This window comes from Streptomyces sp. NPDC046977 (assembly GCF_040644455.1).
In the GTDB taxonomy this organism is placed as follows: Bacteria; Actinomycetota; Actinomycetes; order Streptomycetales; family Streptomycetaceae; genus Actinacidiphila.
The window spans coordinates 59032-79191 of the sequence record NZ_JBEYWO010000037.1 but is presented as its reverse complement, the minus strand read 5'-3'; the positions used below and the strand labels follow the sequence as shown (position 1 = coordinate 79191).

General features: G+C 69.6%; 18 protein-coding genes. 13 read left to right on the top strand and 5 right to left on the bottom strand.

Annotated elements, in window-relative coordinates; all coding sequences use genetic code 11:
• Nucleotides 1-213: ATP-binding protein (locus tag ABZ883_RS37225; RefSeq protein ID WP_360914556.1), on the top strand; the 213-nt coding region annotated here is incomplete at its 5' end.
• A gap of 544 nt (nucleotides 214-757) precedes the next feature.
• Here ABZ883_RS37225 and ABZ883_RS37220 read toward each other — a convergent pair.
• Both ABZ883_RS37220 and ABZ883_RS37215 read right to left on the bottom strand, forming a co-directional pair.
• A complete protein-coding gene (locus ABZ883_RS37220) occupies nucleotides 758-1003 on the bottom strand; it encodes a hypothetical protein (protein WP_360914553.1) in 246 nt (81 codons plus the stop codon).
• Nucleotides 1004-1228: 225 nt separating this feature from the next.
• Nucleotides 1229-1459, bottom strand: a complete 231-nt coding sequence (locus tag ABZ883_RS37215) for a hypothetical protein (RefSeq protein ID WP_360914550.1) — start codon at nucleotides 1457-1459, stop codon at nucleotides 1229-1231.
• 787 nt (nucleotides 1460-2246) lie between these two features.
• On the opposite strand from ABZ883_RS37215, the gene ABZ883_RS37210 reads away from it, so the two are divergent.
• From ABZ883_RS37210 to ABZ883_RS37195, 4 genes are all read left to right on the top strand, one after another.
• Nucleotides 2247-2546 (top strand): hypothetical protein, encoded by a 300-nt coding sequence (locus ABZ883_RS37210; protein WP_360914547.1) that lies wholly within the window; start codon nucleotides 2247-2249, stop codon nucleotides 2544-2546.
• Nucleotides 2547-2667: 121 nt separating this feature from the next.
• Nucleotides 2668-3309 carry a hypothetical protein gene (locus ABZ883_RS37205; RefSeq protein WP_360914544.1) on the top strand — a complete coding sequence of 214 codons (642 nt, stop codon included), beginning with the start codon at nucleotides 2668-2670 and terminating at the stop codon, nucleotides 3307-3309.
• Between the two features lie 148 nt (nucleotides 3310-3457).
• Complete coding sequence (locus tag ABZ883_RS37200; protein WP_360914541.1) at nucleotides 3458-4129, top strand: hypothetical protein; 672 nt, start codon at nucleotides 3458-3460, stop codon at nucleotides 4127-4129.
• A gap of 65 nt (nucleotides 4130-4194) precedes the next feature.
• Nucleotides 4195-4551: a hypothetical protein gene (locus tag ABZ883_RS37195; RefSeq protein WP_360914538.1), complete on the top strand. Its 357-nt coding sequence runs from the start codon at nucleotides 4195-4197 to the stop codon at nucleotides 4549-4551.
• Nucleotides 4552-4943: 392 nt separating this feature from the next.
• On the opposite strand, the gene ABZ883_RS37190 is transcribed toward ABZ883_RS37195, so the two are convergent.
• On the bottom strand, nucleotides 4944-6923 hold the full coding sequence (locus ABZ883_RS37190; protein ID WP_360914535.1) for a DnaB-like helicase C-terminal domain-containing protein: 1980 nt from the start codon (nucleotides 6921-6923) through the stop codon (nucleotides 4944-4946).
• A gap of 225 nt (nucleotides 6924-7148) precedes the next feature.
• On the opposite strand from ABZ883_RS37190, the gene ABZ883_RS37185 reads away from it, so the two are divergent.
• The gene (locus tag ABZ883_RS37185) at nucleotides 7149-7340 is read left to right on the top strand and encodes a hypothetical protein (RefSeq protein WP_360914532.1); all 192 of its coding nucleotides are present in this window, start codon (nucleotides 7149-7151) and stop codon (nucleotides 7338-7340) included.
• Nucleotides 7341-9121: 1781 nt separating this feature from the next.
• Here the strand turns inward: ABZ883_RS37185 and ABZ883_RS37180 are convergent.
• The gene (locus tag ABZ883_RS37180; protein WP_360914529.1) at nucleotides 9122-9307 is read right to left on the bottom strand and encodes a hypothetical protein; all 186 of its coding nucleotides are present in this window, start codon (nucleotides 9305-9307) and stop codon (nucleotides 9122-9124) included.
• A gap of 104 nt (nucleotides 9308-9411) precedes the next feature.
• Nucleotides 9412-9792: an SsgA family sporulation/cell division regulator gene (locus ABZ883_RS37175; RefSeq protein WP_360914526.1), complete on the bottom strand. Its 381-nt coding sequence runs from the start codon at nucleotides 9790-9792 to the stop codon at nucleotides 9412-9414.
• A 1802-nt stretch (nucleotides 9793-11594) separates the two neighbouring features.
• Here ABZ883_RS37175 and ABZ883_RS37170 point away from each other — a divergent pair.
• From ABZ883_RS37170 to ABZ883_RS37140, 7 genes are all read left to right on the top strand, one after another.
• Nucleotides 11595-12518 (top strand): hypothetical protein, encoded by a 924-nt coding sequence (locus ABZ883_RS37170; protein ID WP_360914523.1) that lies wholly within the window; start codon nucleotides 11595-11597, stop codon nucleotides 12516-12518.
• Between the two features lie 109 nt (nucleotides 12519-12627).
• Nucleotides 12628-12912, top strand: a complete 285-nt coding sequence (locus tag ABZ883_RS37165; RefSeq protein WP_360914520.1) for a hypothetical protein — start codon at nucleotides 12628-12630, stop codon at nucleotides 12910-12912.
• Entirely contained in the window at nucleotides 12909-14006 is a 1098-nt protein-coding gene (locus ABZ883_RS37160; protein WP_360914517.1) for a conjugal transfer protein, read from the top strand. Before ABZ883_RS37165 ends, ABZ883_RS37160 begins: the two co-directional genes overlap by 4 nt.
• A 34-nt stretch (nucleotides 14007-14040) precedes the next feature.
• Nucleotides 14041-14367, top strand: a complete 327-nt coding sequence (locus tag ABZ883_RS37155; protein ID WP_360914514.1) for a hypothetical protein — start codon at nucleotides 14041-14043, stop codon at nucleotides 14365-14367.
• A complete protein-coding gene (locus tag ABZ883_RS37150; RefSeq protein ID WP_360914511.1) occupies nucleotides 14364-14978 on the top strand; it encodes a hypothetical protein in 615 nt (204 codons plus the stop codon). The genes ABZ883_RS37155 and ABZ883_RS37150 overlap by 4 nt, the downstream gene beginning before the upstream one ends.
• A 36-nt stretch (nucleotides 14979-15014) precedes the next feature.
• Nucleotides 15015-17612 carry an ATP-binding protein gene (locus ABZ883_RS37145; RefSeq protein WP_360914508.1) on the top strand — a complete coding sequence of 866 codons (2598 nt, stop codon included), beginning with the start codon at nucleotides 15015-15017 and terminating at the stop codon, nucleotides 17610-17612.
• A 230-nt stretch (nucleotides 17613-17842) separates the two neighbouring features.
• Complete coding sequence (locus tag ABZ883_RS37140) at nucleotides 17843-20146, top strand: hypothetical protein (RefSeq protein WP_360914506.1); 2304 nt, start codon at nucleotides 17843-17845, stop codon at nucleotides 20144-20146.
• The last annotated feature ends 14 nt before the right edge of the window (nucleotides 20147-20160 follow it).

The window sequence follows — 20160 nt, the reverse complement described above, 5'->3', positions numbered from 1 at the left end:
AACCCGGAATTCGCAGACCACATCTTCGTGATCTTCAACCGCCTCCACACCAAGGACAACTACCCCGGCAGCGGCATCGGCCTCGCCCTGTGCAAGAAGATCGTCGAATTCCACGGCGGCACCATCACCCTCGACACCACCCACACCCCCGGCACCCGCATCACCTTCACCCTCCCCACCACCCCACCCAACAACAACCCCGACCACACCTGAACCCGCACCCGCCCACCGCCCCGCATCGGCACCCGCCCGGATTAGCGGTGGCACGCGCCCTGCCGCACGTTCGACGCCCGGCCGATCCGCGGGTCACCAGCGCCGGTGTCAGCAGCGCCAAAGCCTCCGCCTGACGGGTGACTGTTCGCCCCCGGGCATCGCTGAAAGACACGGCCAACAGGGAAGAAGCTCAACCGATCACTCTTCGGACGATCGCTTCACATCGGCGCCAGCAGGGCGGCCTTGCACCAGGCCGCCTATGGCCCAGGACGTAAAGGGCGGCCCCGCCCTGAGGGGGCTGTGAGTTCCGCGGGGACGGGACCGCACCACCAGGATGCAGCAGTCCACGACGGCAAGCCACGCGACAGGAGCGGCAGGGCCCCTGCCGCCACCCGGCAACAGGGGCCCTGCCATCAGCCAGCAACCGGAGCGGACCGGGCCTGCCACTCCCCACCCTGCCCGGCCCCACAGGACAACACCCGCGGACCGCCGCCTCCCGGGTGACAGCGTCCCGCGCAGCCCGGTGTGGAGATCGAGGCTGAGATCAGTGCGGAGCGTCCGCACCGACCTCGCGCGGAAGATGCCGGGCCCACCGCTGATACGCCGAGCGCCAGGTCGCGTTCACCGCGGCGCCGATCTCCTCCCGCGTCGCGCCCTGTCCCCGCGCAGCCACGCCAGCCGGCGGCGCCTGCCGCTCGATCATCGACTCCAGCCGGCCCACCGCCTCCAGCACCACCAGGGGATAGGTCACCGCCACATCGGCCAGCAACAGCTCCAGCCGGTCCACCACATCCGCCAGTTCCTCCCGCGCCCCACCCACTACGTCAAGGCCCCTTCACAACGACCGTCACGATTCCTTGACACCCGCGTCAAGCCCCTATAGCCGAACAAGATCAGATATGTCAAGGCCCCTTGACGTGAAAGATCGGCCATCGCAAGCCCCTGAAAGACCTCGATCCAGCGAACCGTGAACGTCAAGGGCCCTTGACAAATCCCGCGACCCAAACAGATGCGGTCAGCCACTGCCCCAGCGGTGCGCAGTCGCGCCCCGCCATTCCACCCAGCGCGGGTCGTCGACCACCAGGTCCGGATCGGGCAGCCCGGGCGACCGCAGGATCAGCAGCAGGTCGTGTTCGGAGAACGCCGTCCCCACGTAGTCGTCCTCCGCGCGGCCGGCCCGGTACATGGTGACCAGCCGCCCACCCCGGGGCGACGGGCCGTGCACCACGAACCGCGCATCATCCACCCCTCCAGCCCGCCGCACCGAACACCCCGGTGCGCACCCCCGCCCGTACATGCCGGGCGCACGCCGCGCACCTCCATCCCAGTGACAGCCCTCCGTCCACAGGCGCGTCACCAAAACTCACCGCCCGCCGGTGAGCTTGCATGAACACCGCGCACCGACGTCACCGTCGCCGTCCGGTACGCACCACAGGGCTCCGCCAGGCCGTCACAATCCAGGCGGGGCCCTGCGCACTCGCCGCCCCACGACTGGCGGCAACTACGACATCGGCCCCGGCCTCCCCACCACCGGCACCGCTGGAGACGGCGCGACTCCGATAACTGCCCAGCTCACCACCGCGCCGCGTAGACGCGCCGGAGCCAGCCCCGGTAGTGTCACCGCTTCCCAATGCGGTCCTTGACCTGGCCCTGACCTGGCCTTGACCCCGGCGCAGTCCTGGCTCGCTTTGGCCGTGGGCGCGCGTAGTCCTGTGGGAAGTCGCCAGCACGGGCGAGGCCTGCGAGGGCACCTCCGGATGCGGCCTGATTCCGCGAATCTCCGCCCCCATCCGCTAGTTGCTTAATTGGATTTACCATTGTAGAGTTGGGATTGCTGGGACGGCCATTCCGCCCAACTCCCCGGCGGGGCGCCCTGACAGCCTCCCGACCGCCCAAAGGAAGGACTCCCCCATGAGCAGCACCGCACAAGCGACGCCACCCGTGCCGAGCATGACCACCGGGTGCACGCGGGGAGGCTCGCGACCGCTGCACATGCGGGTAGGTCCAACGCGCAGCGGCGGGGCACTACCGCGTTGGAGCGTCTGCGGGAGCCGGAGCTGACGGCCGAGAACGTCCGCATAGACGGATTCTTCGAGACCATCACGCGTGCCCAGTACGAGACCAGATTGTGGCAGGACCTCCTCGATGCCTTCCAGTCGAGCCACGATGCCGTGACCACCTGGCACGAGCAGATGGCGAAGGCGGAGCTGGCAGCGGAGCACCCGGAGGGCGGCATGGGAAACCCCGTTGCCGACGCCCGCCGTCACCTGTGGCTCGAAGCCAAGCGCGACTCCGCCCGGGCCGCCGCCGACTCCTTCCGCCGGGTCAGCTGACCCCCGACGACGGGGTTCAGCCGCACGGCTGGACCCCGGCTCGCCCCGCATGAGGCCCGCCCGCCCGGGCCCCGAGCCCGTCACTCCATGAACACCCCGACACCGTAAGAAAACTCCGGCCATGCACACTCTGCCCCTTCCCGACGGCTCCGGCGTACTCTCCCTCACCGACCGGCCGACCGACGACAACTTCCTGCCCCTCCCTCATGGGCTCACCCTGGACGACGCCGTGGCCGTCCGCGCCCACGAGGTGCGCGCCGGTGACCTACTGGTCGCCGAGTTCTCCGACGGCACCGGCGTCCGCCCGACCGAGCACGTCCCCGCCCCGTACCCCGCCCATCCGCACGCAGTCCGCGACTGCCCGTGTAAGGGGTGCGAGGAGTGCGAGGACCTCGGCACCTGGACGCTCGCCGAACCCGGCCGCGTCGCCGACGTCGCCTTGCGCTTCATCTGTCTGGCCCCCGCTGAGGACGACGAGCCGTGCACCCTCGTGTTGCGCAACCGGCCCGTGGCCGTCATCCGTGCCGACGTCGTGGCGCGCGCTGAAGCCGCCGCCGAGAAGGCGCCGGAGTCCGAGTCCGTCTACTCCGTCACGTGGCACAACGACTTCGAGGCGTCCAGCCCGCAGGAGGCGGCGCGGCTCGCGTATGAACAGCTGCGGAGCTACGCCACGGACGCGTGGCCGCCCGTGCTGGAGGTCGAGGACGAGCAAGGTGAGCGCGTCACCATCGACCTGAACGCCGGGAAAGAGGCGAGCGGGTGAGCCTCGAACCTCCGTCTGCTCCCCTTGAAGCACCTCGAAAGGCCCTCATGCCCAGCATCACCGCAGCGCCCTTCTCAGCGTCGGTCGACGCCGTCCTTTCCGTCCGACGGCGGCCGGCGTCGGTGCGTACTTCGATCCCGAGGCACGCGTGATCTTCGCGTACCCGGCCTCCGTTGCGCAGGACCGCATCTTTGACGGCGAACACATCATGCTCACGTGGTCGGCATTCGACCTGGACAGTCCCCACCAGGACCGAGCGCGGTTCGAGGCCACCGCGTGGATTTCCGACGGGCGCCGGGACTTCCACCAGCTCGGCACCGTTTACACGACGCCCGTGCGGCGCACCCTTGCGGCCGAGGCTGGGCAATGCGCACGTGCCGTCGACGAGTGGTTCAGCAGTCCGCGCCCCACCGCCGGCGCGCTGCTGCTGGGCGCGCTCGCCGAGTACGGAATCCGCGCCGACTCCGACGACGTCGGCATGAGCTACGCCGTCGCCTTTGACCCCGAGACTCCGTCGTGGAACGTTCGCTCCGGCTTCCACCTGTCGGTAGGTGACCGGGATCCCTCCGTGGAGCATGTGCCCGCCTCGCACACGGGATGGACCGTGTTCGTGCACGACGATCAGGGCGAACCGATCGGCGATCCGCTGTACATCGCAGGCGGCGGCGGGCTCGTGGACTGCGCCAGCGACTCGGCCGCCGTCGCGGCAGTGATCGCGGACTTCCTCAGCGCTCCCGTTTCGCGACACTGCGACTGCTACTCACAGGAGCGCTACGGGCGGCGCCACGACCGCGAGTGCAACCGGTACCGGCGCCCGTGACCGGGTTCGCGGCCGACCGGCGTCCGCGACGGGCGCAGCCATTCCCCACTGATCGACAGGACACCATGAACGACTTCCGCCCCACCGACGCCGCCCTGGCCTGCCTGCGCCTGGACCCTCACGCCCGTCATGTGCCCGCGTGGATGTACGTACAGCGAGTCGGCGACGGAACCATCTCCTTCGTCGGCTCCAGCCGCGTCAGCACCCCCGCCCACCCGCTCCACTACGGCAGTACCCGCACCCACCAGCTTGTCGTGGGCGAGCTGATCGTCCGGCCTCACTTCGTCGTCGGCACCGACGCCTTGCGCGGGCAGGGCCTGGGCGGCATCGCGGCGCAGGGCGGCCACGACTTCGTCCGCTACCTCAGTTGCGGCGACGTCATCCTCGACCCTTACGACAAACTTCCCAAGTACATTGCATAATAGGTTTTACGGGTGCAAAGTTAGATTCATCAGTCGGCCACTACGGCCCACTGCCCGGACTGCCACCGATGCGTGTGCTGGCGCTCCACGTGCTGCGCCGAACAACGACCGGACTACTGGCCGCCGGAGAAGATTGAAGCGGGGCGGGAGGCATCGCCTCCCGCCCCGCCTTGTCGTTCGGCTCGGCCGGCGAACCTGCATCTCGCGAGCGCGGGACTGCTCAGGCGCCGAGGCCGATGTAGGCGACGTGCGTGCTGCACCCCAGTCGCTGTCAGGCCAGCGATGACGTCGTCCCAGATGCAGCCGACGTTGGGCAGGAAGTGACCTGCTGTCCCATGAGGTTCCGGCGACGCGCGTTCTCCTCAACGAGATCCCGGTTGCCGGGGTGGATCTCAATGGACTTGCCGCGGCCCCGCCTGTTCAGGATCCGATTGGCGGGCCAGGAGCTCGGGATCCCTCTCCTCGACCGGTACGTCGCCAGCGGGCGCATTCTGAGGGCCAGCCACGCTGCTGGGTGCACTGGTTTCGGTGGCCTGCGGCGCCTTGACCAGGGTGGGATCGACCGAGTCGGGGACATCGGTAAAGCGGGCACACGCCAGATCCGCGCGGAGGACGGCGCACGCCAGCGTCCCGAAGTCCCGCTCTGCGTAATCGACTTCGGCCCGATCGTCCCGCCGCCGCACGGTCAGGGTGACGTCAGCGTCCAAAGCCGCCACAAGCTCCGCCTCGTCGGTGTCCACTGCGGCCACGACCGGCACCTTCAGCAGTCGCGCAACGTGAGTCAGGGCCTGCGCCGCCGCCGGCAGGGCCCGGCCGGACAGCGGCACGGCCGGATCGTGAGCCCGCTGCAACCGGTCCACGACGACCAGCGCCAACCCCTCGATGTCCCGCGCCACCTCGGCGATGTCCGACGCCGTCAGCCCGGCCCCGTCGTCGATATGCCACACCGAACCCGCCAGGACCGACAACTGCGCCCCTACAGTGGCCGCCCTTTCCTGCTCCTCGTCGGTGAGCTGGCCTGTGCGCAGAGCGCGGTAGTTCACCGCGGCCTGCGCTGCGATAACCCGCATCGCTACGTCCGTCCGCGTCAACCCGGATGCTGCGTACAGCACCGGCAGCCGTCGGCGCAGCACCGTGTCCGAAGCTACCGCCGCCACCAGCAGTGACGAGCCCGCACCGGGGGCGCCCGCAACCAGAGTCAGCTTCCCCGGCAGCAGGCCGCCCACGACCTCATCCAGCCCGCGCAGCCCGAACCGCGCCGCCTCCGTCGGCGGGCCGCCCGAGCCCTGGAGCGCCATCACTTCCCGGAGCACATCCCCCAACGCCGACACGGACCGGCGGCTCGCCCCGGCCAGACCCGCCCCGGGTACGGGCTCCGCCGACTCCCCCGCAGGCTCGGGGTCCATGGTGTCCAGCTCACCGGGCGCGGCAGCGTCGTGGGCCTCATCCGGCGCAGCGACCGAAGCGACTCGCAACTCGATGTCTCCCGCCGCCGGGTCCTGCACCCCACCGGGGGCGGGCCGTGGCCGCTCGGGCTGTGCCACGCTGGGACGGCCCGCTGGGCGGACCATGGCCAGGGGCGCCTGGCTCGCGTTCATCAGCACCGCGACCGGAGCCCCCTCGCGCGCTACGACGACGCCGTGCGCATCGTGCTGCGTCGTCGCCTTGCCGGTCACCTCCTCGACCAGGGCGTCGAGTTCGCCGAGCACCGATGCTTCGTCCCGGACCGGCCATGTCTCGGGCAGGCCTGCGTGCTCGGCGTTCAGCGCCACCACCGGGACCAGCGCTGCGCGGGACGACGTCGACGACTTCGACCGGTACACCTCCACCCACACTTCGCCGGATGCCATCTCGCCCAGCAGCGCCGCCCAGTCCTGGGCCGCTTCGCGCGCCGACAGCGTCAGATGGCGCCACCCGCTCACCGCAACCTTCACCGGCCCGCCGTCGTCCGGGAGCAGGGCGGCGTTCACCAGGACCGCGGCCGGCGTCGTGCGGTCCAGCAGCACCTGCGGTGTCGCCGGCACGCCCTGCTCCGGATCTCCCGCCGCCGCGACGACCAAGTCCCCCAGCTTGGGCCGTGCTGCTGTCTGGGCCCACGACGGCCATTCGCTCAGCCGAGACCGTGCGCTCTCGTCCAGACACCCCAGGGGCACCAGGGCCGCCCGGGCCTCCTTCTTCCCTCTCCCCTTCGTCACGACCGTCACCACACCCGGCTTGCCGCCCTGAGGCCGGGCCTGGGTCACAAGCTCGAAGAGCCGCCCTCGCGCCACCGACACCTGCAACACTTCAGGGGCACCGTCCGTGCCAGCGCCCACCCACACCGACCCCCAGTCGGCTGGCACAGCATCAGACAGAACAGAACGATCAGACATGGAGGACTCCAGAAGACGAGGCACCGACACTCGGCGCACGCCGCTATGGCACATCAACCCGTAACAAGAAGGTGGGCGGCACCCGTAACACTAGCCCCTTGCTGCCCCTGCACGCCCCGAACTCGTAACAAGTGCCCGAAAGTGGCAGCATGAGCGGCGCCGCAAACCCGTAACACCCATCCTCACATATTGCTTAATTGGAAATATAGCTGTAGAATTTTCCGTATGGAACACACCGCATCTGTTCGCCGCCCGGTCGCCGCCGCCCTCGCTACCCACGGCCTCGCCTTCATCGCGCTGATCGTTCTCCCCTTCGACGGGCTCCTCGCCCAAATCATCATCGGACTCGTCGCCGGAATCATCGGCGGCATCCTCGGGCCGCGCGTGGCCGCGCGTCTGTCCGGCAGCAACAGCTGACCCCCACACACAACAGGCGGCAGGCGCCCGGCGCCCCGCCACCTGATCTCCGCACCGGGGCGCGCACGGACCGCCGTTGCGCCCCGGTCGGAAGGAAAAAGCAAGACCAGGCAGATCAAGATGCCGTGCGGACTGGGGATCGGCCCCGGAGGACAGTGCAGCATCGCAATGTGCTTCAACGCGGCCACTCGCGTCCTGGACGACGCCATCGTGGACGTGGCGCCGGGCGTGTACGAGTTCGTCACCACTCACGGGAACGCTCGTTCGTCGGCGATGCCCCCCGCACGGTCATCTTCGCCCACGTCGAACCGATCGCCTGAGATACCCGCCATCCGGGGCGGCGAAATCGCCTCCCGGCTGTAGGGCCCCTCAGAGGGGGCGGATCCACCCTCCCGACAATTGCTTAATTGGACTTATCGCTGCATGGTGTGGGTCTAGGGCAGTAAGGCCGGCCCTCCCCGGAGAAGCCACGTTCAGGAGCTCGGATCATGAGGAAGTGCAGCCAGTGCGACACCAACAACGCTCCGCAGGACGAGATCTGCATGATCTGTGACTCGCCGCTGCCCGCATCCCGCGTTCGCATCAACCTCACCGGACGCAAGAGGTCGCAGAGTGCTCAAGCGGGGTGATGCGGCCGCGCTGCGCTGCCTGGGCGCGGCGCCCCCGGACGGTCCGCTCGGACAGTCCATGGCGAACGCCGACGCCCGGCCCGCAGCCGGGCGGCGAGACCGCCCCCTGAGAACTCTCCAGCGGGCATCGTCGGGTCCCTCTTCACTTTCGTACTCACCAATGACCCGACGCAGCAGCGAGCGCGGGGAGGGGTGATCCCGCCCCCTCCCCGCGCCCCCCGATGGCCGCTCACTTCTGAGCGGCCATCAGTATCTCCAATTACGCAATCGCGCCCCTCTGTGGGTCGCCGCCCGCACCCCGGTCGGCCGGACTCCCCGGCATCCGCCGAGCCCCACCGAACTGACCCGGCCTCCGTCGAGACGTCAGCCAGAGCCTTCAACCGCCACCCCGGACCCAACCCACTGACTCACCCTCTCCGCGATTTCGTGCCAACTGTCCTCTCTCGTATCTGCGTCCAGTTCCATTCCTCCGTCTCACTGCTCTGCTCTGCTCTGCTCTGCTGCTCTGCTCTGCTGTTCTTGTTCCTCCTCCTAAACTCGCCGGCATCCCTCACCCGATCTCGCATGCTGTTCCTGGCCAACTAGCCCTGTAGGGAAGTAGTCGGCGTTCCACGGTCCTTCGGATACATGGCTTGACCTGGCCTTTCGTCACCTTCAGAGGTCGGTCCCGGTGCGACCAGAGGCGCGACCAGAGGCGCGACCAGGAGCGCGACGAGAGGCGCGACCAGAGGTGCGACGAGAGGCGCGACCTCGTCCGGCCCACCGCATACGGACGATCCAACGCCGTTGGTGCCCGGCGCCGACTGCTTGTCTCGGGTGGGCTGGAGGCCCGGTTCACCCGAGGTGCCCGGTGTTCTGGCCGCCAAAGGGTGAATTTGCCTCCCTGAATCGCTGGGTGCAGGAGGTGCCGGTGAGATCGCCCCGCTGCCGTCGTGCGGCCATCGGGGCGATTCCGCCTCCCTCGTCAGTAAGGACGGTCCGTCCTGCCGGGGTGATCTCCCCTCCCCACCGACGTTGGAGGGTGAATTCGCCCCTCCTGGAGGAGGGACAATTCACCTCCGCCGTCCTGTCGGCGGCTCCACGGTCCGGGGGGTGATTCCTCCCTGGCACACGGCCGTGGCGGCCCCAAGGGCGGTGCTCCCGGGATCCGGATTATGCGGTGAGGTCGACCGGCTGGAGGCAGCAGCAGAGGTGACGTTCGCCGCGGCTGTACGTGTAGCCGCGGCCGCGGCACTCCGGGCAGTCCGGGTCGTGTTCCTGCGGGACACCGGCCGTGCAGTCGATCGGTTCGGCCCAGACGGGCACGAGAATGCCGTCGCCCTGGTCGTCCCACGGCATTGACCCTAGAGGTGTGCTTCGCGGCGTCTGTGTGACATCGCGGCGTGAAGTTTCTGGGGTGGAGGGGCCGTCACCCGTGGCGTCGGCCCCGTGTTTCCGTGCGGTCAGTGGGCCAGGAGTTCTTCGAGGATGCTGTCGATGTCGAGCGCGTCGGACTCGCTGTCTGCGGGGACCGCCTCATAGGTCTTGTCGAGCCAGGACTTGACGGGGGCCACCAGGCCTTCGAGGCGCGCGAATCCCTCGGGGGTCTCCAGTTCGATACTGAAGCCGGGGTCCTGGGTGGTCCCGATCGGGGTGATCTTCACGTCCCCGATTCCGGCGGGTGCCGTCATACCCTGCGCCAGCAGTTCGCGGGCGAACGTCCACCGGACCATCTCGTCGGGCGAGATGTCGAAGGAGAGCTGGACGGCGTAGGGGTCGGCGCTCAGGTAGTAGAGCCTCACGGGCACCGGGACTCGCACGTCGTGCTCAGTCACGAACGTCATGCAGATCTTCTTTTCCAGACCGGGAAAGCCCATGGATGATTCCTGTTCTTCGGCGTTGAGAGCCGTCGGTGACGACGGGGGTGGGGCGGTGGAGGCGGCAACGCCATGGTTCAAATGGTACTACTATATTTCCAATTAAGCAACAGGCGAAGGCGGTTGATACCGCTCCCCGCCACCTGGAAGCACGCTTCGCCGGCGTAGCGCTGAAAGGGCACGCAGGCCGGGGTGGTGGATTGAACGGCGGGATCGGTTCTCGCAGGCCACCATCGGTCCTTGATCACGTCGGGCATTGACCTTGTGCGGCTGGGGCCGCTGATCACGGCCAATCAGGATCCGGGCCGGGGCGCCGATCAGCCGGCCATTCACCGCAGGGGCTCGATGGCCTCCTCCAGCGTGGCCAAGTACCGCGGGGTGCGCCGTCGATTTCCCTGATCCGCTTCAAACGGCGCGGCATCCAGTTCACGCCGGCCTTGCCGAGCTTCCGGAGACGATGGATGTCGCTCTTCTCGTCCCACCGGCCCCAGCGCTCGGCGTCGAGGACCGCAGGTGCGGGTGGAGCTGGTCGTAGGCGACCGGGTCGAGGTGGAAGGCGCCGGCGTCGCGGCAGTCGGTCCCCACTTCGGCCAGCACCACCATGACGCTGCTCCTGCTGGCTCCGGACTCGGCGACCCTCTGCCGGGACTGTGGCCGCCGGATCAACCTGCTTGGCCCCGGGCTCGATGATCAGCTCTGCAAGCCGTGCCGGGAGCAACTGCGTGCGCCTGCCGCCTCCAGAACCCCGGAGCGCCAGCGCGCCTCGGCGCGGAGCGTTGGGTGGCCCGGGGAGAGCTGTGAGCGGTTGGCGCTGCCGACCCGGCCGGTGTGCGCGCGGCACCCGGCGAAGGAACTTCTCGCCGAGGTGGCCGGACGGTGATCGGCCGCCTCGTCCGCACTCGTGCGCGCGCCAGAGGCGTGCGTTGGAGTTCGGTCCTGCCTCCTCGGTGCGCTGTCGGGTGACGTCGGCGCGCGCGGTGCCTACCGACGTGCGCTTGGGGCAGGCGCGCGGTGCCAAGCAGCGGTTAATCAACGGATCGGACGCGGCTTCACAGGGCGGGTCGGCGACTTCACGGAGCTGTCAGGCTTGTGACGTGCTGTAGTCATCAGGGATGCGGATGACTCCCCAATCCCGATGTGCCCATACCGGATTACCCCTTGTCCAGCTTGAGGACCCCTCGGCGGCCGCCCCTTGCCCAGGCCAGTTTCGCTACCGGCCGGCTGGCGCCCTTGTCCGGGTGGGCGCGGCCGGACCGCGGTGGATCTCGGGGGAAATATCGCTCAGGGATCCGCCCTTCACGTTCATCACGCTGTGTCAGCAGAGGGTGGTGGACGCACCGGTGCTGCGGGGCGGGATACAGGGGACTGGCGCGCCGCGCGCGCCGGCCTTCCGTTCGGCAGGTGCGCACTGTGCCGAGCGAGGTGCGCACGGTGCGCACGGAGAAGGTCCCAATGGCGCGCCGTGCGTTGCGAACCTGCCACCGAAGGCGCGCACCGGTGCGCACGGCCCGCGCGCATCGCGCACCGCACCAGATCCGCGCTGGTGCGCCGGCCCGAGCGCGCGATGCGCACCGTGCGCGCACCCCTTGTCCAGCCCGCGCACCAGTGCGCGCACGTCCACCGCACCCCTTGTCCAGTACGCGCGCCACCGCGATGCCACGCGCGTTCCTCCTGGGCCGCCCCCCTCGGCCTGTGCGGTCAGACCGCGGACAAGGGGGGTCAAAGGATCGTGAGCGGCATCCCCACCGGATGACTAAGGACGGTCTCGGATGTCGCACCGCACAAGCCACCTCAGCACCTCTTCCGCCTCTGCCACCGACGAGGGCTCCAGCACCCTTCGGAGCCTGAACCGCGACTGGGCGGCACTGTCCAACGACCACCGCGCCTGCGACCTGGTCGCCGACTGGGCCGCCGAGCACCCGCTGTTCGCCGGCGCCCAGAACCCGCAGGGTGTCGTCGACAAGATCAGCGCCCTGTTCCGGAGCGGCGCCTGGGAGGACCACGACCAGGCGATGTCCATCCTGCTGCGGCGCGCCAAGGGCACCGGCGCCGATCAGGGTCTGGCCTGGCGAACGGCGGCTCGCGTCATGCTGCCGAAGACCGTCTCGATGGCCAAGTCCCAGCAGCGCGAGGGAATCCGCTGGGACGACATCGTCGCGGCGATGTTCAGCGCGCTGTTCGAGGTCGTGGGCACCTACCCGCTGGAGCGCCGCCCCCGGGGCGTCTTCGCGAACATCTCGATGGACACCCTCGTCCTCGCGCAGAAGACCATGGCGGCCGACTACGACGACCGATCGACCCTGCGGGACATCGGGGACTCGCTGCTGCCGCTGGCCGGCGACCGGTCCGCGGCACTGCTGCCGGCGGGCGAGCCCGACCCTGCGACGCAGGTGCAGCTGGCCGACTGCCTCGTGCGGGCCGTCGAGCTCGAGATCGTCAGCAGCGACGAGCCCGAGCTCTGCGCCGATGACCCCCGCGCCGAGCTTCTCTCCCTCGTGATGTGGGCCGTCGAGATCCAGGCGCTCACGATCTCCGACGCCCAGCGGATCGCGAGCTACTACCTGGAAGCCTCCGCTCTTCCCGGTCGCGCCCCGCGCACCCGCCGGTCGATGGGCAACGAAGGCGCACGCCTGCGCCAGCGCGCCAGCCGGGCGGTCCGGCCGCTGCGGCAGGCCGTCCGCTCCGTCGCCTGAACATTTTGCCCTCCGGCTGTCACACGACGGACCAAAACCACACCTCTACGGGAGATCCGCGCACGGCCCCCTTGCCCGCTCTGACCATCGACTTCACGGGAGCACCTTCATGACTGCCGCCCACTCCTCCGGCCCCACTCCCGCTGCAGGCCCGCTCGCCGACGAGGACGAGACCCGCGTGGCCACCGCCCGCATCACCGCCACCCGCCTGGGCACTGCCCTGGTACGCGACCCACTCAACCGCACCGTGCACGAGGAGATGCGCCACTTCCTCGACCACGACTCCGAGCCCGCGCTCATGTCCTGGGAGACGCTGAAGTCCGGTAGCCCCGAGCATCTGAAGTCCCGCATCGTCGCACTCCTGACGGCGCAGGCCCAGCGGAGCGCGTCGTGAAGCGCTCACGCCGAAGCGCTCGCCGGGAGAATGAGGCGTGGCCCGAGGGCGCGGTTGTCGAGACCGTCGAACCGGGGCCGGCCGAACAGGACGACGAGACGCAGGAAGCCGCCGGCTGGAAGACGAGCACGGCCGGCCTGACCGGACTCGCGCGCCTGGCGCGTCTGGGGGCATGGGCGCTGATCGCCTCCGGCCCGGTCATGGGAGTCCTGGCTCTGCTCAGCTCCTCCGCACCGGCCCAGAGCGCGCCCAAGCCGCAGGCTGCGGTCGAGTCGACTGCTGCGACCGGGCCGGCGGGCTTCGCGCAGCTGTTTGTCGGCTCCTACCTGGAAGCCGGGGAGGGCACCGAGAAGAACCTGGCGCCGTACTATTCGGGCAGCATCGCGCTCACGCACCCCGCCGGCACCCGCAGCGCCCTGCGCACTCAGGTGATGGACGCCCGTGAGGTCTCCTCCGGCTACTGGTCCGTCACTGTCGCTGTCAACGTCGCGGCGAAGTCCAAGAAGGGCGGCTACACCGACGCCGGGGTCCAGTACTTCCGCGTCGCCGTGCAGTCGACCGGCTCCACCACCGGCAACGACACCCCCGGGTACACGGCCGTCTCCCTGCCGGCGCAGGTCGCCTCGCCGCGCTCTCTCAAGCCCGGTGACCTCGGCTACCCGACGTCCCGCGGCAGCGGGACCGCCGACCCCGCGTCGGACGCCGCCGCCTCATTTCTCAAGGCGTACGTGGCCGGCCAGGGCGAGTTGGACCGTTACACCGCTCCCGGCGTCCGCCTCTCTCCCGTGACGCCGACCCCCTACTCCGTCATCAAGCTCACCGGCGTCCAGGACGACTCCTCCGACAGCGCCGACAACAAGGTCCCCGGCGACGGCGTCCGCAGGCGCCTGCTGGTCTCGGTCGACGCCACCGACGCGGACGGCAACACCTTCCCGCTCATGTACGCGCTCGGCCTGACCGCGCGCGCCGGGCGGTGGGAGGTCTCCTCCCTCGACGACGCCCCGGCCACCGCGGCCCAGAGCAAGCCGTCCAGCGCCCCGAACGCCCAGGCCCCGGCCGCACGCGGCAGCGCCGCATCATCCTCCGGCAGCTGATCACCGTCGCCCACTACCGAAAGAGGAAATGTTCATGCACCCGCTGACCGCAGACCCGCACACCGTCGTCGTCGCCGGCGACCTGCTCGACTGGGCCACGCTCAAGACCAACCAGATCGGCACCCTCATCAAGCTGGTCGTCGGCGTCATGGTCCTGGCCGCCGTCGCGACGGCGTACTGGAAGACCAAGTCCTGGGTCGCCACCCTCGTCGCGTTCCTCCTGGGCGCGCTCGTCCTGTGGGGCATCGCCAACCTGCCGTCCCTGCAATCGAAGGTCGGCTCGGAGATCGACGACCGGGCCTCCAGCGTCGCCCCGCAGGTGCCCGGGCCGGACGTCGGCAACTCCAAGGCCCTGTTGTGAGCGCGTCCGAGGAAGACCTTGTCGGGCGCTCCTACACCCGGGCCCGAAAGCATCCGCTCGTCATCGGCAAACTCCCGGGAGCCGGACGGCTCCCGGGAGGCCCGTACACGATCACCCAGATCGTCACCATGGTCGTCGTCTTCGGGCTTTTGGCCATCACACAGGCCCTCTGGGCGCACTTCGGCCTCGCGAACATCCTCATCATGATCGCGCTCCCCTGGGGGCTGGCATGGGTGCTGCGCTACGCGCGCATCGACGGCCGGGATCCGGCACGCGCGCTGCGCTCCCTGCTCATCTACGCCTCGGCGCCTGGGGGCGGCCGGCTTGCCGGCCGCCCCCAGCGGCACCCGCGCCCCCAGCTGTCGCGGACGACCGCAACCGTCCGGACCGTCGGGGGCCCTGCCCCCGACGAGCCCGCCTCGACGCCGCAACGGACGCAGGCGGCGGCGCCCCAGTCGCGCCCGGCACGCCGCCCGACTTCGGCCGCCGACTCCTCCGCCCGGCCGGCCGGTGCCGCCGGACCGGCTCAGGTGACGCCGCCCCGCCCGAGCGGCCGGAGCCAGTTGCAGAGCCTCCTCGCCTCGCTCGAGGACCAGCACCCCCGCTCGTAGCGGCGCCCTGCGCCTCATCCACGAAGGACTTCAGCCATGCGTCTCCCCGTCCGGCACATCAGCGGCAACCTCATCTGGACGACCAACGCCGCCACGTGGGGCGTATGGAAGGTCGACACCGAGAACTACACCCACGCGTCCAAGGCAACGAAGAGGGAGAGGCTCGACGCTCTGGAGGCGCTGTTCAAGAGCCTTCGCGGTGAGGTCCTGCTGCTGAGCCTGTGCCCGCAGGTCGACGCGGCCACCGTGGTGCAGCGGATGACGGCCGGGGTGGACTGGGACAAGAGTCCCGAATACGTCGACCTGTCGCTGAGGGTTCTCGACCAGCTGGAAGGTCTCGAACTGACTGGCCGCGTCGACTTCCTGGCGATACCCCTGCCCCACCTGGACCTCAAGCAGACCGCCAGGGCCGTCGCCTCCTCGGCTCAGGCCGAGTTGATGTCCGCGCTCGGGCTGCCGGTGCCGCCCGTCACCGCAGGCGAGGAGGCCGAGCTGCTTCTCCAGGCGAACCGGATCGCCGCATCCTGGCCGGCCGGGATCCAGCTCAAGGCCGCCACCGAGGCGGAAATCCTGTGGATCTACGGACACGCGGCGCGCCGAGGTCTTGACGAGCCGCTGCTCCCGGAAGAGGGTGCACCGCGCGGCCTGCGCGGCCGCGGGCGCACCGTCGCCGCTCACACCCAGGTCGTCCTGGACGAGGGCGGCCGCGCAGGGCAGAGCCGCAGGGGGCTCTCGAACCCTTTCGGCCGTCGCTTCGCGAAGGTGACCACTGAGTTCGGCAGCAGCTATCAGGCCTTCAGCGTGCTGGCGGAGATGCCCGAATCCTTCCGCTTCCCCGGCTCGGAGTACTTGGCCGCTTTGGATGGCTTCGGCTTCCCGGTCGACTGGGCGGTCCGGCTGAACATCGAGGCCGGCTCGAAGGCCGAGCCCAAGTCCCGCAGGCAGCAGCGCGAGCTCGCGCACCAGCGCGGTGAGTACGACGGAGAGACCTCCGGCGTTCCGGCCTCCCTGGACAAGGCGTCGTTCTCACTGGACGAATACCGGGACAGGCTGACCGCCTCCTCCACCGAGGTCGAGATCCGCGCATCCGTCGTCACCTGCGTGTGGGGCGCCAGCTCGGAAGAGGCCAACGAGCGGGCCAACTCCCTCAAGCACCACTTCGGCGGCAACGACTACACCCTGGTGAGGCCGGTCGGCGACCAGGTCTCCCTCTTCCACGCCATGCTGCCCGGCACCAAGACCCCGCGGCCCCTTCTCGACTTCAACCAGTACCTGCTCGCCCGTGACTTCGCCATGGCGATGCCGTTCAGCGGCGCCAGTCTCGGAGACGACACCGGCTCGCTGTACGGCCTGCAGTTGTCCGGCGGCGGTGTCCGCCCGGTCCTGATCGACTTCAGTCACGGGCCCCGGGTCAACGCCTCGGCAAGCGCGGCCTTCGTGGGGGAGCTCGGCTCCGGCAAGAGCGTCGCCCTCAAGACGGCGATGTACTCGATTCTGTCCACCGGCCACCGCTCCAGTGAGTCCCGCAGCCGCGGCCGCGCTCTGGTCATCGACCGTACGCCGCAGCAGGAATGGACCAGGTTCGCCCTGGCCTGCCCGGGCGAGACGCAGATCATCCGGGTCGACGAGACCGCTGGCGTTTCGCTCGACCCGCTGCGGATCTTCCGCGGGCCGCGCGCGGCGCGGTACTGCGAGTCGTTCCTCACGCCCCTGCTGGACATCGCCAGCATGTCCATCGAGGGCGTCACGCTCGCCGAGACCATTGACGCCACCCGGCGTGGGCCGACCCCGTCCATGACCGCACTCATCGCCAACCTCGCTGCCCGTGCGAAGACGCCGGACGCAGATGAGCCGAACGACCAGGCCGTGCGCGCCGCGGCCTCCGAACTCGTCCGCAAAATGCGGGCCTTGTCGAAGAAGGACCTCGGCCGCACGATTTTCGACCCCGCCCTGCCGGTCGTCCGCATCACGAACGCCGATTCCATTGTCTTCGCCGTCGACCGGCTCGGCCTGCCGACCAAGGAGGAGCTCAGCGAGCACCGCCTGCGCAGCCTGGAGGTGGAGAAGCGGTTCGGCTGGCGCCTGATGTACCTCATCACCGCGCTGTGCCGGGAGATTGCGTTCGCCAACTCCTCGGAGTTCACCGGCGTTTTCCTGGACGAGTGCTGGTGGCTGACCTCGTCCGCCGAGGGTTCCAATCTCCTCCTGGAGATGATCGCGGACGGACGTAAGCACAATGCGGGCGCCTTCGCCGGCAGCCACGACCCGTACGACATCGGTCCGAAGAGCGAGATCGGCGACAAGATCAGGGCCCTGCTCTCCCACATCCTCGTCTTCCGTCACCGTTCCAAGACCCTCGCCGCCCGGTGCCTCGAGTTCATCGACCTCGACCCCTGCGACGAGGAGATGATCAAGCTGATCACGGAGAACCTGAGCCCGCTCAATGTCTCCGACGCCGAGCGCGGTCTGCGCGCCGGCGAATGCCTCTACCGGGACCTGCGCAAGCGGATCGCGGGAATGAAGGTCCTCATTCCGGCCGACGACGGCGCTGCGGATGCCATTCACACGACGCCCGGCCAGATGGGTGAGGACGAGCCGGCCGTCGCGGTGCCGCTCGAAGGGGCGCTGGCATGAAATCCGCCTCCCGTGCCGCGCCCCGCCGGCGCCGCGCCCTGCGTATCTGGCTCATCGCCGTGCCCCTGGCACTGCTGCTGGGGCTGAGCGTCGCGGTCGCCTTCGCGGACACGGTCCCCACCCCGAGCCCCGGCACGGCCCCCACCGCTCCGGACGCCAAGCCCGCTGCGGAGCCGGGCGGCGACCACAAGTCGACGACGAAGCCCCAGCCGGAGGGCACCTACAACCCGATGGAGCCCCGCCCCGGGGTGACACCGCCTGCGCCTCAGCCGGGTGACGAGGACAAGCCGGTCGAGGACCTGAGCAAATCGCCCAAGGACGGCTCCGACGGCCTGCTGCAGCCGTTCAACGTCAAGGACAAGGACGGCGTCCCGATCTCGGCGTACAGCGTCGACTCGGACACGGGCGACTGGTCCGACATCGACTTGAAAATTTGGAACCTGCTGGCGCAGTTCTTCTTCGGGATCGCGAAGTGGTTCGTGGGGTTCTCGTGCTGGCTGATCGACTGGGCGCTCAACTTCGGGCTCGCGAAGATCCTGGTCAAGCCCGCCGATGACATTGCCACCAGTTTGCGCGACCAAGTCATCAACCGACTTGGTCTGCCTGGGCTGTTCCTTCTGTTCGCAGGCCTGTACGCGGCTTGGCAGATCCTCTTCAAGAACCGCAGCAAGGGCTTCGCCGAAGCCGGCACGTCGCTGGTCGTCGCCGCCCTCGCCACCACGGTTCTGCTCGCACCGGCGCAGGTTCTGTTGGGCACCCACGACCAGCCCTCGCCGGGCGGTTCGACGATGTTGCTGAGCGACGACGGGTTGATCGGGAAGGCGAAGGATCTCTCGCTGGAGGTCGGCGCGGTCGTCCTGTCGCAGAACCCGGAGGGTGATGCCAAGCCGGAGAACGTCTCCAGGCCGATCACCGACGCTCTGGTCGACGCGTTCATTGTGAAGCCGACCCAGTTGATGCTCTACGGCAGGACGTTCAAGGACCCCGCGTGCTCGAAAGCGTTCGCCGAGGCGTCGCTGGTCAAGTACAACTTCGACCAGATGGGCCTCGACTTCTTCGAGGCCAGCAGGATCAACCCCACCGGTGAGGCCACGTACGCGGCTCAGCTCACCAACGCGGGCGAGCACTTCACCAAGGTGTGCAAGGTCAAGGAGGGCGACGCAAAGAAGGCGTCCGCCGACATGGCATTCTCGGCGGCCTTCGTCGCGCTCGCGGCGATCATCGTCTCGGTGCTCATGGTCCTGGTCACCGGCACCTTTCTCGTGGCGCAGGGCTGGCTCGCCTTCGAAGGCATCAAGGGGCACTGGGCACTGGTGGCCGGCATCCTGCCCGGCGGCGGCCGCGGAGTTCTGTGGCGCTGGGCCACGGCCATCGTCAAGGCCATTCTCGGCGTCATCCTCGCAATCCTGTTTCTCACCGTCTTCATCGTGATCATCGTCGCGCTGATCGACGCGGACACCGGTGAGATCCTCGCGGTCAAGTTCATCTGCCTGGACCTCACCGCCGTCGCGGGAATCGTCGGCCACAAGAAGATCAAGGAGACCGCGCGGCAGGTCAGCGTCAACTTGAACCGGCGCCTGGCCAACGCCCGCGTCGGTGGCAGCCGTCAGAGCGTCTTCAACTCCTTCGGCCGGTACGCCGAGACAGCCCCCGGCATCAAGCAGCTGTTCGGCGAGGCCCGCGGTGAAGCCCGCAAGATCAGCAGGCCGATCGGCAAGGCTGGGCGCACGGCCAAGCAAATGTGGATGGGACCGCCCCAGCGCGGCAAACGCGGTGGCCGCCTGCGCTCGGCCGCACGCCTCGCCACCAATGCCGCGGCCGCCGTGGGCACCGGTGGCACCTCGACAGCCGCGAAGGTCGCCGTGCAAGGAGCCGCCAAGCAGGCATTGCGCCGACGACTCGCCACTGCCGCTTCGAAGAAGATGGCGCAGTCCCGCGGAGGCAGGGCCACCCTGGCGGCCGGCAAGGGCGCCGCCGCGACAGCACGGTTCGGCTGGAAGGCCACGAAGTTCGCCACACTCGCGACAGTGGGCGCCCCGGTCGGCGTCCCCCGGGGCATTGCGGCCGCCAAGCGGGGCGGGACGGCCGCAGCCGCCCGGGCCAACGCCGTCAAGGGGCAGCTGACCGCAGCGAAGAACCGGGCCGGCGCGCGGGTCACGGCAAAGGTCGACGGCGCCCGCGCTTTCGGCAACGAGTACCGGCGCAACGTGCAGACCGCCGGGCGGTTCGTGGGACGTCACGCGGCCAATGCCCAGCTCGGCATGGCCGAACCGATCTCCGGACCAACGCGCCCGTCGAGTCCTCCTGGTGTGCGCGCCGCCGCCAGTTCACCGCCGGTGCCCGGGCCCGCGCCGTCTTCGGAGGCTACCGCTCCTACCGGCCGTTCGGCGGCGGGACCGGCCTCCATCCCCGCACCGGTGCTGCCCGTGCCTCCGTCCGGTGGCGACAGCGCCCCGCCCGCACCGCCCGCATCATCGCCGCCCCGCCCCATCCGCCGAGCGACGCGGCCAGCCGGCCCGCCCCGGCGCCCCTGACTGACCGCGGGGGT